Origin of the sequence: Ureibacillus sp. FSL E2-3493 (genome assembly GCF_038077515.1) — a bacterium.
In the GTDB taxonomy this organism is placed as follows: Bacteria; Bacillota; Bacilli; order Bacillales_A; family Planococcaceae; genus Ureibacillus; species Ureibacillus halotolerans.
Window position 1 is genome coordinate 124584 of record NZ_JBBOPK010000001.1, and the last position, 15417, is coordinate 140000.

The window sequence follows — 15417 nt, forward strand, 5'->3', positions numbered from 1 at the left end:
GTCCCATTTATTCATAAGTTTCTAATAGCTGAAATTAACATGTTCATGGCATTTACAATTCTAAGGAAGACAGAGGGGCATATAATAGATAAAACCTAAATCCACTATTTACATTCAACTTTTCTGACTCAAAATATCCTCAATCATCAATGCAACATTTAAATTTGTTCTCGTAAAGGTATTATTTAAGTCCACATCTAGTAAAGATTCTATTTTTTTAATTTTATAAGTGACAGTATTTCGATGGATAAACAGCTTTTGGCTTATTTTATTTGGGCTACCACCTTCTTCGAGAAAAACGCGTAAAAATGGAACAAAATCTGTATCATGCAAATGATCATACATATAAAGGGGGCCAAGCATGTCTTGTTGAAATTGTTTAATAATTGATTGATCTGCAACACCCATAATAATTTTATACGTGCCGATTTCTTTGTACTTATGAATAAAAGGATTTTTATGATGTTGTACTAGATGGATGACAGTTAATGATTCGTTGTAACTTTTAGATACGTTCTCCAAGGAAGCTGAAAAATTCCCCATACCAATGATTAAATCCAGTTGTCCATTTAAGTCGACCACTTTTTCGTATATTTTTTCTACTGTTTTAGAAAAAGGTATTTGTTCTGTTTTAACTTCATGGCGATTTATTAAGAAGATGAGTTGATTGTTATGTTTTAGCGTTAGGAAATAATTATAGCGTTTTTGAAATTCGTAAAAAATAATAGCTGTATAACGATTAATGCTATTTTTGGAGGAAGATGACGTTGTACAAGTTATGATTCCTAATTCTGCTCCTTTAGGAAATCCCCGTTTCTCTAATTGTTGTGGGATAGATGTTCGAAAAATATTTTGATCATAACGGAAAATCAGATTGTATAAAAGCTTTTCATCACTTTGTTGTTCATGAAGCGATTGTTGTTTTAATGAGATAAATTGGAAGGTATTTTTTAGTAAATCTGCAATGCGGTAGTTCCAGTCCATCACAAAGATAGGGAAATGGTTTTGATTGGCGAATTGAATGATTGTTAATGGTACTTGAGATATGTAAGGTCCAGTATTGATGATAAAACCTGCCACTTTCTTTTCAAAGGACTTGCTTATTAATTCTTCTAATTGACTGGCATTATTTTTCATTTGAATTCCTGTAGTGACAAGTAGTTCATTTGGACGGCAAAAGGGAATTAAATCTGCACTTTCGATAACATTAATACCAGATAGTTGTCTATATACTCCCTTTTCACCTGCAATCAAATGAAGCTGTCGAAATTCAGGTTCTAATAATAAGTCGCTTATTGTAGCCATATGAAACTCCTTTCATCAAATAGATTGTTAGAAGTTTTAACATTAGAATAGTGCATTTGCACAAAAATTTTTATATCGATTGACCATATTTTGTGAATTAATTTTACATTAAAATTAACAATAAATCCATATGTTACTAATACTAACGTAGGTTAATTGGAGGGGTGTTTGATGTACAAATGTAATGAAGCCCGATTAAAGGAATCGATTGTTATGTTTAGTCGCTTTGGAGCTACTAAAAACGGCGGTGTAACAAGACTTTCTTTATCTGCAGAAGATGTACAAGCACGAGATTACTTTTACGAATGTTGTCGAGAGTTAGGATTGGAAATTCGGGTAGATGATCTGGCGAATATGTATGCAACACTCCCAGGAAAAAGCGATCTACCTCCGATTGTGATGGGTTCTCACCTTGACTCTGTCGTAAAAGGGGGACGATTTGATGGAGTACTAGGAATTCTTACGGCATTAGAAGCAATAAAAACAATTAAGGAGAATGACATTGAACTGGATGTTCCATTAACCATTGTCAATTTTACGAACGAAGAAGGGGCGCGTTTCGAACCTTCTATGATGAGTTCAGGAATTTTATCAAAAAAATTTGATAAACAGAAAATGATGCAATCAACAGATAAAGATGGAGTCACCTTTAAACAAGCTTTGCAAAAGAGCGGTTATGAGGGAGATGAAGAAAACCGATTAAAAGAAGCCTCAGCTTATATAGAACTACACATTGAGCAAGGACCAGTTCTTGAAGCGGAGCAAATTGAAATAGGCGTTGTAGAAGGCGTACTAGGAATGGTTTGCTATGAAATTCGTATATTTGGTGAATCCAATCATGCGGGAACAACACCGATGAAAATGCGAAACGATCCTTTGTTTTTAGCTAATAAATGTATAACAAAGCTTATAGAAGATTTAGCAAAGGTTGACGATGAGCTTGTTTATACTATTGGTCGAATGAATGTTACCCCAAATATTCATACCGTTATTCCAGACAAAGTCGTGTTTACTATTGAAGCCCGTCATAAACAGCCAGAAAAAATTAGAAAAGTAGAAGAAATCATTCATTCCCTTCCAGCAGAATCAGGGGAATGCAAGATAGAAAAAGAGAAATTATGGGATCGGGATACTGTCCATTTTGATTCGTCCATTTGCAATCAAATTGAACAAGCTTGCCATGGTTACGGATATTCATCTAAACGGTTATATAGCGGGGCAGGACATGATGCCCAATTTATGGCGTCTTATATTCCTTCGGCAATGATTTTTGTTCCAAGTATAAAAGGGAAAAGCCATTGTGAAGAAGAGGAAACAACTTTTGAAGATTGTGTTAAGGGGGCGGATGTTCTTTTAGAAACCGTTTTAAATCTTCAGACGAAGATTGCGATGAAAGAAGCGTTCATTTAGTTTAATAACAATGGGAAAAGGAGAAATGTAAATGACTAAGAAAATTATTACAGGCGGCACAATTGTAACAGCAACTGATACGTATAAAGCGGATATCCTCATTGAAAATGAAAAGATTGCTCAAATTGCCGCGAAGATTATCGACTCGGAAGCGGAAATAATTGATGCAACAGGAAAATATGTTTTCCCGGGGGGCATCGATCCGCATACTCATTTAGATATGCCTTTTAATAATACGGTTACTGATGATGATTGGGAATCAGGTACGATTGCTGCTGCATTTGGTGGTACAACAACGATTTTAGACTTTTGCTTAACGGCAGGTGAAACAAAATTATCGAATGCTATTGAAAAGTGGAACGAAAAATCAAAGGGGAAAGCGGCGATTGACTATGGGTATCATTTAATGATTAGCGATTTAAATGAAGAAACAGAAAAAGAGCTGCCCCTTCTTTTAGAAAAGGAAGGCATTACGTCTATTAAAGTGTTTATGGCCTATGCAAAGGAATTCCAAGCAACGGATCGTACTTTATATAAAGCTTTTAAAATTGGAAAAGAAACAGGCGCCGTTGTCATGGTTCATTGTGAAAACGGATCAGTAATTGATGAACTCGTTGAACAAGCGAAATTAGCAGGCAATACAGCACCCATTTACCATGCTCTAACACGTCCTCCTGAATTAGAGGGAGAAGCGACAAAACGAGCAATCGAATTAGCTCATGTAGCAGGAGCAACCCTTTATGTTGTCCACGTAACTTGTAAAGAAGCAGTAGACGAAATTATAAAAGCCCGCGAAAAGGGTTATGACGTCTATGGTGAAACTTGTCCTCCATATTTAACATTAGACCAAACGGCATTGGAAAAACCTAATTTTGAAGGTGCTAAGTATGTATGGTCACCACCATTAAGACCGATATCTCACCAAGAACCTCTTTGGAATGCATTAAAAGCAAAACAACTACAAACAATTGGCTCCGATCAATGCTCTTTTAACTTCAACGGTAAAAAACAACTAGGATTAAATGATTTCTCTAAAATACCTAATGGCGGTCCCTTTATTGAAGATCGATTTTCTGTTTTATATTCAGAGGGTGTCGCAAAGGGACGCATTTCTTTAAATGATTTTGTCGATATGATTTCAACGAGTGCGGCGAAAATCTTCGGTTTATACCCGCAAAAGGGAACGATTGCAGTTGGGTCCGATGCAGATATTGTACTGTTTGATCCAAGTGTAAAACGAACGATTTCTGCTCAAACCCATCATATGAACGTTGACTATAACGCCTTTGAAGGTTTGGAAGTAACGGGTGAGCCGATTAGTGTGCTACTAAGGGGCGAATACGTCATAAAAGACAAGCAATTTGTAGGTTCCCTTGATTATGGAAAATATATTAAACGCAAACTGGCAAAAAAACTAAGTGATGAAGAAGCTGTAGTACCTAATTAAGCTTGAGTTTACTTTAGGGGGGATTAAATGAGTTCACTTACTGGAGGGCAAATTTCTTTAAACCTAACTGATAATTTTAAAGAAATTCATCCTGGTTTAACGAAAAGGGAAGCTATCGAAGAAGCCAATCGTTGTTTATATTGCTATGACGCACCTTGTATAAAGGCTTGTCCGACTAGCATTGAAATTCCAAAATTTATTAAAAAGATTGCATCGGGAAATTTAAAAGGTTCAGCTAAAACGATATTAGAAGCAAATCCTGTCGGTGCTAGTTGTGCGCGGGTTTGTCCAACGGAAGAGTTATGTGAAGGAGCTTGTGTTTTAAATAACGAAACGAAACCGATTTCAATTGGTCATCTTCAACGTTATGCAACGGATTGGGCAATGCAACAAAGGAAACCGTTGTTTGAAGTAGGAGAAAGAAACGGTAAAAAAGTGGCCATAATCGGCAGTGGTCCAGCAGGATTATCGGCAGCTAGAGAGTTAAGTTTACTAGGTTATCAAGTAACTATTTTTGAAGCTGAGAAAGAAGCTGGTGGATTAAATCGTTATGGTATTGTTTCATTCCGATTGCCGACGGAAGTTGTTCAGTGGGAAGTGGAACAAGTAAAACAACTGAATGTCGACATTAAAACGAATACAGTTGTAGGGATCGACATTACGACAGAGGAACTTCTAAATCAATTTGATCGAGTTGTTGTAGCCGTCGGAATGGGCAACGTCCCCCATCTTGGGATTGAGGGGGAAACATTAAAGGGTGTATATGACGCCATTGAATTTGTAAAAAGAACAAAGATGGAAGAGCCAACCAATGAGCTAGTTGGTAAAAAGGTCATCATAATAGGTGCGGGAAATACGGCTATTGATGCAGCTACAACGGCTGTTCGATTAGGTGCTGCCAACGTTAAGATTGTTTATCGTAGAACGAAAAATGAAATGACGGCTTATCAGTTTGAATACGACTTTGCTAAGCAAGATGGTGTAGAGTTTCGATGGTTAACCGCACCAATGAAAATTATCGGAAATGAACAAAATGAAGTGGTTGGATTAGAGTGTATAAAAATGGATTTAGGGGAAATAGGTCTAGATGGAAGACAAAAGCCAGTCCCTATCCAACAATCTGAGTTTGTTTTAGAAACGGACGTGGTCATTAAGGCGATTGGCCAATCGAGACATATTCAATTAATAGAAAGGTTCGGTTTAGATCATTCAAAGGGTGTAGTAGAGGTAAATCCAGAAACCTATCAAACATCTCAAGAAAAAGTTTATGCATGTGGTGATGTCGTTTTTGGAAATGGTCAAGGGGAGGCAATGGTTGTGACTGCTGCTCAGCAAGGGAAGGAAGTCGCAAAAGCCATTCACCGTTCATTTGTGCTGCAATCGGAAATTGCGTAATAAAGGAGGAACTATTAATGGCAGATTTACGAATCAATTTAGCGGGCATTAAGTCACCCAATCCTTTTTGGCTTGCTTCAGCACCACCGACCAATTCGGGATACCAAGTACAAAGAGCCTTTGATGCTGGTTGGGGAGGGGCTGTTTGGAAAACGTTAGGCGAACCAATTATTAATACGACTTCCCGATTTGCAGCCCTCAGCTTTAATGGTCAACGGGTAGCGGGATTTAATAATATTGAGCTCATTACGGACCGCCCTTTAGAAGTAAATTTAAAGGAAATATATGAGACGAAAAAACGTTTTCCTAATCATGCGATTATTGCTTCCCTTATGGTCGAACCAAAACAGGAAAAATGGCATGAAATCGTAAAGCGGGTTGAAGAAGTAGGGGTTGACGGGTTGGAGTTGAACTTTGGTTGCCCCCATGGAATGGCTGAGCGCGGAATGGGAGCTGCTTCTGGGCAAGTACCTGAGTTAGTTGAAAAACAAACCTATTGGGTGAAGGAAGTAGCAAAAACACCTGTTATCGTCAAACTCACTCCTAACATAACGGATATTACCGTTACAGCAGAAGCAGCAGTTCAAGGTGGAGCCGATGCTGTTAGTATGATTAATACAATAAACAGTTTAATGGGTGTCGATTTGGATACGTGGAACACGATCCCCCATGTTGCAGGAAAGGGAGCCCATGGAGGCTATTGTGGTCCCGCTGTAAAGCCGATTGCCCTTAATATGGTAGGCGAATGTGCAAGAAATCCGCTTATTAATGTCCCTATTTCTGGTATCGGTGGAATTTCTAACTGGCAAGATGCCGTTGAATTCATTTTAATGGGGGCTACCGGTGTCCAAGTATGTACAGCAGCAATGCATCATGGTTTTAGCATTGTGGAGGATATGATAGATGGCTTAAACAATTATCTCGATGAAAAAGGAATTACTTCCATAATGGATATCGTCGGAAAAGCGGTTCCGAAATATTCCGATTGGGGCGACTTAGATTTAAATTACAAAGTGGTAGCGCGCATTAACAACGATGTGTGCATCAATTGTAATAAGTGCCATATATCTTGTGAAGATACGTCTCATCAATGTATTGACATGTTGAAAAATGAAAAAGGTGAACCATATTTGAAAGTACGGGAAGAGGATTGTGTCGGATGTAATTTATGTGCGATTGTTTGTCCAGTTGAAGGTGCTATCAATATGGTGGAAATGAAACAACCTTTACCAAGTATGACATGGAATGAGAGACAATCGAGCATTGCCCGCTTCAAAATGGATAAAGTAGCAAAGTAAAGTTCAAGTCTTTTGTCATATGGAATAGAGTTTCAATTGAAAAAGTGAGGTGGACGTGTGTCAGAGCATATGCAGTATTTAGAGGAGAAGAGAAAAATTGATAGTTACTTTGATAAGGGCTATCAAATTGTAAGTATTTTCGAGAATTTAAGTGGTACGTTCGTTGACTTTGTAACAAGTCATGATGCCGGTGAACGGGAAATTGTAGAATTACAATTACTTACTGCAGAAGCACGCAAATATATTGCATCAAAACTAATCGTCGCAAATTAAACTTAAAAGAAAGTAGAAAAACTTGTAAGGATTTCTTCGTCCTTACAAGTTTTTTGTTAGATTGACAAAAACTAAACAATCAATTAAAGTGTTTGTATAAATATAAACGAATTTTAGTTTTGTTTATCTATTTATAAACATTTATGTTTGACGTTAGTATTGGGGGAGAAAAAGTGAACCAGTTGGAACCATTTTGGAATGCATCTTTAGAGGAAATTAAAAGGGGATATACGGAAGATCAATATAGATACTCATGTTTATTATGCGGAGAACAAGTGGAAAAAGGGATTATATATCCTGAGGAACAGGTTTTCTATGAAGCAGAGCGATTTATTCGTTTACACATTGAAAAAAATCATGGCTCTGTATTTGATTATTTAATCGGATTAGATAAAAAAGTAACTGGTTTAACGGAGCATCAAACGATGTTGCTACGCCATTTTTACGCTGGTAAAAATGATAAAGAGATTCAACAAGAAATGGAAATTGGCAGTAGTTCTACAATTCGACATCATCGATTTATGTTGAAGGAAAAGGAACGTCAAGCTAAAACATTTCTAGCTATTATGGAGTTGTTGAAGGAAAAGGATCAATATGCACCTGCATTTGTGGAGCCTCATAAACATGCCACAATGGTAGACGACCGTTATGCGGTAACAACTGAGGAACAATCGAAAATATTGGAAAAGTATTTTCAGGAAGGGTTATCTGGTCCTTTAGCGAAATTTCCTCCTAAGGAAAAGCAACGCATTGTAGTATTACGAGCAATTGCGAACCGTCTTAATCCCAATGCAACTTATACAGAAAAAAAACTAAATGACATATTAAAAATGATTTACAGTGACTATGTATTGATTCGAAGATATTTAATTGAGTATGGGTTTTTAGATCGGAAATTAGATGGCAGCATGTATTGGTTGAAGAAGTAACATGATTAAAAGAATGTAGGTGATACGGATGGATAGAAAAAAAGAGTTAAAGCAACAATACCAAGAGGTTGCCATTGTTGCAGGTGTGTATGAAATTAAAAACAATGTAAATGGAAAAGTGTTTGTTGACAGTACACGTAACTTAAAAACCATTAACGGTGTAAAATTTAGTTTAGACAATCAAGTTTTTAAAAACAAAGCGCTCCAAGCGGATTGGACGCAATTTGGAAAAGATGCCTTTTCGGTTACGGTATTAGAATCATTAAAAAAAGATGAGAAGGACCCATATTTCAATGAAAAAGAAGCTTTGAAGGAATTACAACAAAAATGGTTAGAAAAGTTAAAGCCTTTTGGTGAACGAGGTTATAACTAATAAAATATAATATTGATGAGAAGGGGTTGCGCTGTACATATAGACGCCCCTTTTTTTGTTGTCGATAAAATAAGGAAAATGTAACAAGAAAGCGACAAAAACTTTTTCAATTCATTCATTTCATTTCCAATTGTTTCGTAATATATAGAGACATTATTTGGTAGGGGGAGTGCATTTCTTTGAAAATTCTCCGCTTTCTCTTAGTTACCTTTACTTTGTTTTTAGTAGGTTGTGAAGAGTCAGTGGAAGTAAAGCCAGTTGTAACAATAGAAACTAAACCATTAGTAGAAGCTAGTTCAGTTGTAGAAGTTTCTGAAGGAGATACAAAAAAATTGGAGGCTTCCGGTGACGAAGTTCAATTACTAGATAATGCTTGCTATAGTAACGAGATTTACATTGAAGGGGAGGACATTTGTGCCTTAGAGATTCAATGTATAGATGATGATTCCTGTATTGAATGGGGGAATCGTATTATTAAAGGTCTTGAAGCCGATTATGGCTCTCTTGTTCATGAAGAATCTGTTGCAACTGGTAATGAAGGAGTAACGGTGCTCACTACTTATAATGTCGATCATAGCCAGGAAGTCATCTATACTAATCAAAATATTTCCATTGAAGAGAGGACTTATCATGAAAACCTATGGTCTAGCTTTAGTTGGTTAATTCCCGAAGCGAAACGAAAAGAAATTAATCGTTTTGAAGTGTTTGACAGTGGAGATACCCTCGCTTATGTTTCCCTTTATGACCCGTATGGTAAGTATTGGACCCTCGGGATGAATCAAAAAGATATTGAACTTGCCTCCGAAACCCTTGTTACATACTTACATGAATATGCCCATTTCCTTTCATTAAATGAAACCCAAGTGAACTATTGGGTACCTGAGAAACGGTGCCAGTCCCTTTATTTAATAAATTCAGGATGTTTTTATAAAGATGCCTATTTAACCTATTTTTATAAACAATTTTGGGAATCGGGAGGACATGGTAAATTGGAAGACTTTTATGTTTCAAAATATGCGATGTATTCTCCGGAAGAAGACTTTTCAGAATCATTTGCCCACTTTGTGTTAACGCAAACACCAAAGGGGGACAATGTAAAGGAAGAAAAGATATTATTTTTTTATCAATTTGAGGAGTTAGTGCAATTGAGAACAGAGATTATAGCCCGGACTGCTACTTGGTTGATTAGAAGTGTTATTTAATACTATCCGCAAAAAATCCCCTTCGCCTAATGCGTTGGGGATGTTGTTTTTTGCCTTAATGAATCCGTTCAAAGGGAAGTGAAATTTAATTGTAATGTTAGAATACCCGCAATCGAAGAAGTTATGATTGTTAATTTAAACCATCGATAAATAACTCAATTTCTTCTTGTGTTTTTCGATCTTTACTAACAAATCGTCCGCTTTCCTCACCATCTTTATAGGCGATAAAACTTGGGATACCAAAAACGTCTAATTGGATACAAAGATCAATGAATTCATCCCGATCTATTTTGATAAATTGATATTCAGAAGCGTATTTTTCTTCAATGGATGGCATAAACGGGTCGATGAATCGACAATCTTTACACCAGTCCGCCGAAAACATAAAAATCGTTTGTCCTTCAGATTTTAGTTGTTCAAATTGTTCAACCGATTGTAAATTTTCCACGAGATAATTCCCCCAAAATTAATTTTTTCTCATCTTACCATACATATGTATTATTTTCCTGTTCGGAAATTGAGGAATTTGACAAAAACTTCTGCAAATAATATTCCACAAATCGAACAAATTATTTATCTAAGTACTGTATTTCCTAAACTCATGGATTCAATTTTTTCGGACATTCTAATGAAGAAAGGAGGTTTCTTTTTGGTCCGACGATTAATTCCTTTAATTCTAATTGTTTTTGTTGTTAATGCGATGTTTTCGAATGTTGGAAGTGCAAAAGAAACACCATCTCAGGAAGAAATAATGAACAAGCGAATGGCCATTTATATACAATTCCAAGATCACATCGTACCGTGGTACCACTTGGCTGCCATTGACCAATATGAAAGAAACATCCAAGCTGTACGTCCTGATATACCAAAACGAGACAGTATAATAGCTATTCAATTTTCTAAAGAATATTGGGCTGGTGCATTTAATCCGTTAGCGGATGATACCTCACCGTTAACAATAAAATATTTTGGTGGTTTAGGACTTGATGGAAATGGTGATGGTGTAGCAAATCCAGAAGATGATGAAGATATTATGTTTACAATGTCAAACTATTTAAGTCAATACGGACCAACTGTTGAAGATTTTAAAATTGCATTGTGGGAATATTATCAAAGTGAGCAAGTAGTAAATCAAATTTTAACCATTGCTAAACTATATAAACACTTTGATACGATTAATATAGATACACATGTTTTCCCTGTTCCTGTCCGTGGATATAACTACAGCTATAGAGGAACATGGGGTGCCAATAGAGGCTGGGGCGGAAGACGTATACATGAAGGTACAGATATTTTTGCAGGATATAGTACACCTGTATTATCAACATCTTATGGTGTTGTTGAAATAATGGGGTGGAACGAATTTGGTGGTTGGCGTATAGGGATACGGGACAATCATAATACGTATCATTATTACGCCCATCTTTCTTATTTCAATAAAGATTTAAAAATAGGCGATATTGTGGAACCAGGAACTATGCTCGGTGGTGTTGGTAGTTCAGGTTATGGGAAAGAAGGAACATCAGGTAAATTCCCACCGCATTTGCATTATGGGATGTACAAGTTCAATGGTCGTACAGAATGGGCATTCGACCCATATCCTTCCCTTGTACAGTGGGAAAAATATTCAAGACAACAGAAGAAGTAAAGAGGCTGTCTTTTAAAGACAGCTTTTTTATTGAATTAAAAAAATTTAAAACAAATCGTTGACAACTAGTTTGGATATATGTTAAATTTATCTCGAATTAAAGATAATTTAGTTCGAAATTTTATTTGAGCTAGTTATCCGATTATTTTTTTAAAATAATATCTCGAATTCGAGACAAAAAACGGGGGAAATAAAAATGGCTAAATGGGTAATTGATCAATCTCACTCAAGTGTTGGTTTTGAAGTAAAACATATGATGGTGTCAAAAGTAAAAGGACAATTTGATAGTTATACAGCTGATGTAGAAGCGGCAGATCTTACGGATTTAACAACTGCATCGATTTCATTTGAATTTGATGTTGCAAGTGTGAATACTCACAGTGAAGACCGTGATAATCATTTAAAATCAGCAGATTTCTTTGATACAGAAAAGTTTCCTACAATTACTTTTAAATCGACTAGCATCACAAAAGATGGAGATGACTACAAAGTAACGGGTGATTTAACTATAAAAGATGTAACGAAACCAGTAACATTTGATGTAGAATTTGGTGGTAAAGGTACGAATCCATGGGGCGTTGAAGTCTATGGATTTGAAGCGGAAGCGAAAATTAACCGTGAAGAATTTGGATTAACTTGGAACGCTGCTCTTGAAACTGGCGGTGTACTAGTTGGTAAAGATATTAAAATTAAAGTTGAGTTAGAGGTTAACCCTGCTGCTTAAATAGTATGCAATATGGGTAATCCATCAAAAGGGTTACCCATTGTTATACTAATGTGTACTTGGTGATGTTTGACATAAATCGAATAAAGTGCTACTATTATCTCGAATTAAAGATTTTAAAAAGAAAATAAAAACGTAAATTTTTTTGAATAAATTAAATAAAGAAATTCACACTAAAAATAGTTTGAAAAAACTATTCTATTTTTTAAAAAAATATCTCGAATTCGAGATAAATTGGAGGAACTATAATGAATGAATTAAAAGGTCTACATCACGTTACAGCGATAACAAGTAGTGCGGAAAAAATTTATGAATTTTTTACTTATACATTAGGACTTCGGTTAGTAAAGAAAACGGTCAATCAAGATGATATTAAGACATACCATTTATATTTTACCGATGATGTCGGTAGTCCAGGGACAGATATGACATTTTTTGATTTTCCTGGTATTCCGAAAGGGGTACACGGAACAAATGAAATTTCAAAAACTTCATTCCGTGTACCAGATGATGCTGCATTAGATTATTGGATTAAACGTTTTGATCGTCTAGGAGTAAAACATACTGGTATAAAAGAACAGTTTGGTAAGAAAACTATCTCATTCGTAGACTTTGACGATCAGGCATACCAACTTATTTCAGATGAGTTTAATGAAGGAGTTGCATCTGGAACTCCATGGCAAAAAGGTCCAATTCCTTTAGAATATGCCATCACTGGATTAGGTCCAATATTTGTTCGAACATCCTACTTTGACTACTTTAAAGAAGTGTTAGAAAAAGTATTCTTTATGAGAGAAATCGCTCAAGAAGATTCGTTCCACTTATTTGAAATGGGAGAAGGAGGAAATGGCGCTCAAGTTGTCGTAGAGTATAATACAGTTCTTCCACAAGCGAGACAAGGTTTTGGAACAGTTCATCATACAGCGTTCCGGGTGGATGACCGGTCAGAATTAGATGATTGGCAACAACGTTTACAAGGCTTTAAATTACCGAATTCAGGATATGTCGAACGTTATTACTTTGGTTCTTTGTATACGAATGTAGCTCCTTCGATTCTTTTTGAATTAGCAACGGATGGTCCTGGATTTATGGGCGATGAACCATACGAAACACTGGGTGAAAAATTATCGTTACCACCATTCTTTGAAGAAAAACGTGAGCAAATTGAGAGCTTAGTAAGACCTATCGACACAGTTCGTAGTACGAAAACATTTGAAAAGGAATATGAATAAGGAGACGAAAAGAGAAATGGGATTTTTAAATAAATTATTTGGTACTGAACAAAAGGAGGAAGAAACAATGGCAAACTTAAATATTGGTATTATTTTAGGGTCAACTCGAGAAGGTCGTGTTAGCCCGCAAGTAGGTGCGTGGGTAAAAGAGTTAGCAGATAAACGTGGCGATGCAAATTATACAATTATCGATATCGCAGATTATAAATTACCGTTTTTAGGTGAAGCTGGTGCAGATAATTCTGGTGTAGCAGCTTGGTCTGAAGCGATTGCAAAACAAGATGGATTTGTATTCATCGTCCAAGAATATAATCACTCTATTACAGGTGCTCTTAAAAATGCATTAGATTTACTTCGTGAACAATGGAACAATAAAGCGGCAGGTATTGTTTCTTATGGTTCTGTAGGTGGTGCTCGTGCTGCGGAACATTTACGGGGCATTTTAGGTGAGTTATTAGTTGCTGACGTACGTGTACATCCAGCTTTATCACTATTCACTGATTTCGAAAACGGTACAGAATTCAAACCTAAAGCTGTTCAATCAGACTCGGTAAATCAAATGTTAGATCAAGTCATTTCTTGGTCTACTGCCTTAAAAACAATTCGATAATAAAATAGAAACCATGTGTATGGACTATCCATACACATGTCTCTATTAATAGGTTGTTGCGGGACTCTTAAAGTTGAAAAATATTGTTGTATGAAGTTTGAGCAAATCCTTTGAAGTTATTTCCTTTGAAGGATGTGCTCAGACGTTATGCATAAATTGGAGGAAACTGAAGTGAAAAAACAGACAACAGGAATTCATCATATTACAGCAATCGTCGGTCACCCACAAGAAAATGTTGATTTTTATGCTGGGGTACTAGGTTTACGTCTAGTAAAGAAAACGATTAATTTTGATGATCCAGGTACTTATCATTTATATTTTGGTAACGAAGGTGGAAAACCAGGTTCTATCATTACTTTTTTCCCTTGGGCTAACGCTTATAATGGACAAATTGGTGATGGGCAAGTAGGGGTTACAACTTATGCCGTTCCTGTCGGTGCAATGGAGTTTTGGAAAGAGAGATTAACAAAATTTGAAATCGAATATACATTAAATGAAAGATTTGGAGAAACTTTTCTTCAATTCGATGATCCCCATGGATTGCACCTTGAAATTGTTGAACGGGAACAGGGAGAATTAAACCCTTGGACATTTGGTGGCGTGACGAAGGATGTTGCCATTAAAGGGTTTGGCGGGGCAGTCTTATTTTCTGCCCGTCCAGAAGAAACTGCGTCAACTTTAGTAGACGTAATGGGACTTGAATTAGTAGGGACAGAAGGAAATTATACGAGATTTAAAGCTTCAGGTGATATTGGAAATATTATTGATTTAAAAATGATTACAGGTGTTAGAGGCACAATGGGGGTAGGCACGGTTCACCATTTAGCATGGCGAGCTAAAGATGATCAAGAGCATATGGAATGGCAAGAGTATGCTATGGATCACGGTCAGCACGTAACTGAAATTAAAGACCGAAATTATTTTAATGCCATTTATTTCCGTGAATCGGGTGAAATTTTATTTGAAATTGCAACTGACCTACCTGGATTTGCCCATGATGAATCTTACGAAACGATGGGGAGTCAACTCATGTTGCCTACTCAATATGAACATTTACGTGACCGATTAGAAATGTCACTTATTCCAATTCAAGTACGTCCGATTGATTAAGGGGGAAATACATGATTTCAATTCAACCGAAAAACAATAGTGAACGTGAAAATTATAAGATATTAACAGGCACGATTATTCCGAGACCAATCGCCTTTGTAACAACCATTTCTGATGAAGGCGTTGTAAATGGAGCGCCCTTTAGCTATTTCAATATTGTTTCCTCAAATCCTCCATTAGTCTCGGTGGCTATACAAAGAGCAAATGGGAATTTAAAGGATACAGCTCGCAATATTTACAACAATGGAGAGTTTGTTGTGCATATAGTTGACCAAAACAATGTAAAACAGGTGAACGAAACGGCAGCTAGCTTACCTTATAATGAAAGTGAGCTTGATATAGCAAATTTGACTCAAGTTCCAAGCGATATGATAAACGTTCCTGGTGTAAAAGAATCTAAGGTAAGGTTCGAGTGTAAACTTGTTCAAGCATTACCTTTACTTAATGAAGAAAACCCTGGA

16 protein-coding genes (1 of these 16 cut by a window edge) are annotated in these 15417 nt (G+C 36.4%); 14 read left to right on the plus strand and 2 right to left on the minus strand.

All coding sequences use genetic code 11. From position 1 onward, the window contains the following. Nucleotides 1-114: 114 nt before the first annotated feature. Nucleotides 115-1305, minus strand: coding sequence for a PucR family transcriptional regulator (locus MHH69_RS00565; protein WP_341361475.1), 1191 nt, complete (start codon nt 1303-1305; stop codon nt 115-117). A gap of 171 nt (nt 1306-1476) precedes the next feature. On the opposite strand from MHH69_RS00565, the gene MHH69_RS00570 reads away from it, so the two are divergent. The 8 genes from MHH69_RS00570 (at nt 1477) to MHH69_RS00605 (ending at nt 9632) form a co-directional block, all read left to right on the plus strand. Continuing rightward, on the plus strand, nt 1477-2715 hold the full coding sequence (locus tag MHH69_RS00570) for a Zn-dependent hydrolase (protein WP_341361476.1): 1239 nt from the start codon (nt 1477-1479) through the stop codon (nt 2713-2715). A 31-nt stretch (nt 2716-2746) separates the two neighbouring features. Further along, nucleotides 2747-4162, plus strand: a complete 1416-nt coding sequence (hydA, locus tag MHH69_RS00575) for a dihydropyrimidinase (protein WP_122972022.1) — start codon at nt 2747-2749, stop codon at nt 4160-4162. A 27-nt stretch (nt 4163-4189) separates the two neighbouring features. Further along, entirely contained in the window at nt 4190-5557 is a 1368-nt protein-coding gene (locus tag MHH69_RS00580) for an NAD(P)-dependent oxidoreductase (protein WP_341361477.1), read from the plus strand. Between the two features lie 17 nt (nt 5558-5574). Further along, the gene (gene preA / locus MHH69_RS00585) at nt 5575-6855 is read left to right on the plus strand and encodes an NAD-dependent dihydropyrimidine dehydrogenase subunit PreA (protein WP_122972024.1); all 1281 of its coding nucleotides are present in this window, start codon (nt 5575-5577) and stop codon (nt 6853-6855) included. Nucleotides 6856-6912: 57 nt separating this feature from the next. Then, nucleotides 6913-7128 (plus strand): hypothetical protein, encoded by a 216-nt coding sequence (locus tag MHH69_RS00590; RefSeq protein WP_122972025.1) that lies wholly within the window; start codon nt 6913-6915, stop codon nt 7126-7128. Nucleotides 7129-7301: 173 nt separating this feature from the next. Next, the gene (locus MHH69_RS00595) at nt 7302-8057 is read left to right on the plus strand and encodes a DUF2087 domain-containing protein (protein ID WP_241559310.1); all 756 of its coding nucleotides are present in this window, start codon (nt 7302-7304) and stop codon (nt 8055-8057) included. Between the two features lie 28 nt (nt 8058-8085). Continuing rightward, the gene (locus MHH69_RS00600; protein ID WP_122972027.1) at nt 8086-8430 is read left to right on the plus strand and encodes a GIY-YIG nuclease family protein; all 345 of its coding nucleotides are present in this window, start codon (nt 8086-8088) and stop codon (nt 8428-8430) included. Between the two features lie 179 nt (nt 8431-8609). Further along, a complete protein-coding gene (locus MHH69_RS00605) occupies nt 8610-9632 on the plus strand; it encodes a hypothetical protein (protein WP_341361478.1) in 1023 nt (340 codons plus the stop codon). A gap of 130 nt (nt 9633-9762) precedes the next feature. On the opposite strand, the gene MHH69_RS00610 is transcribed toward MHH69_RS00605, so the two are convergent. After that, nucleotides 9763-10080: a thioredoxin family protein gene (locus MHH69_RS00610; protein ID WP_122972029.1), complete on the minus strand. Its 318-nt coding sequence runs from the start codon at nt 10078-10080 to the stop codon at nt 9763-9765. A gap of 201 nt (nt 10081-10281) precedes the next feature. Between MHH69_RS00610 and MHH69_RS00615 the strand changes: the two genes are divergently transcribed. The 6 genes from MHH69_RS00615 to MHH69_RS00640 all read left to right on the plus strand — a co-directional run. After that, entirely contained in the window at nt 10282-11280 is a 999-nt protein-coding gene (locus MHH69_RS00615) for a M23 family metallopeptidase (RefSeq protein WP_406927882.1), read from the plus strand. A 196-nt stretch (nt 11281-11476) separates the two neighbouring features. Beyond that, a complete protein-coding gene (locus MHH69_RS00620) occupies nt 11477-12004 on the plus strand; it encodes a YceI family protein (protein ID WP_122972030.1) in 528 nt (175 codons plus the stop codon). A 248-nt stretch (nt 12005-12252) separates the two neighbouring features. After that, nucleotides 12253-13236 carry a ring-cleaving dioxygenase gene (locus MHH69_RS00625; RefSeq protein WP_341361479.1) on the plus strand — a complete coding sequence of 328 codons (984 nt, stop codon included), beginning with the start codon at nt 12253-12255 and terminating at the stop codon, nt 13234-13236. 16 nt (nt 13237-13252) lie between these two features. Next, nucleotides 13253-13846: an NADPH-dependent FMN reductase gene (locus MHH69_RS00630; RefSeq protein ID WP_122972032.1), complete on the plus strand. Its 594-nt coding sequence runs from the start codon at nt 13253-13255 to the stop codon at nt 13844-13846. 171 nt (nt 13847-14017) lie between these two features. Further along, entirely contained in the window at nt 14018-14956 is a 939-nt protein-coding gene (locus tag MHH69_RS00635) for a ring-cleaving dioxygenase (RefSeq protein ID WP_122972033.1), read from the plus strand. Nucleotides 14957-14967: 11 nt separating this feature from the next. Continuing rightward, nucleotides 14968-15417: the 5' portion of a flavin reductase family protein gene (locus tag MHH69_RS00640; protein ID WP_122972034.1), read on the plus strand. The gene runs 165 nt beyond the window's last position; only the first 450 of its 615 coding nucleotides appear in the window; the start codon lies at nt 14968-14970; its stop codon lies beyond the right edge, outside the window.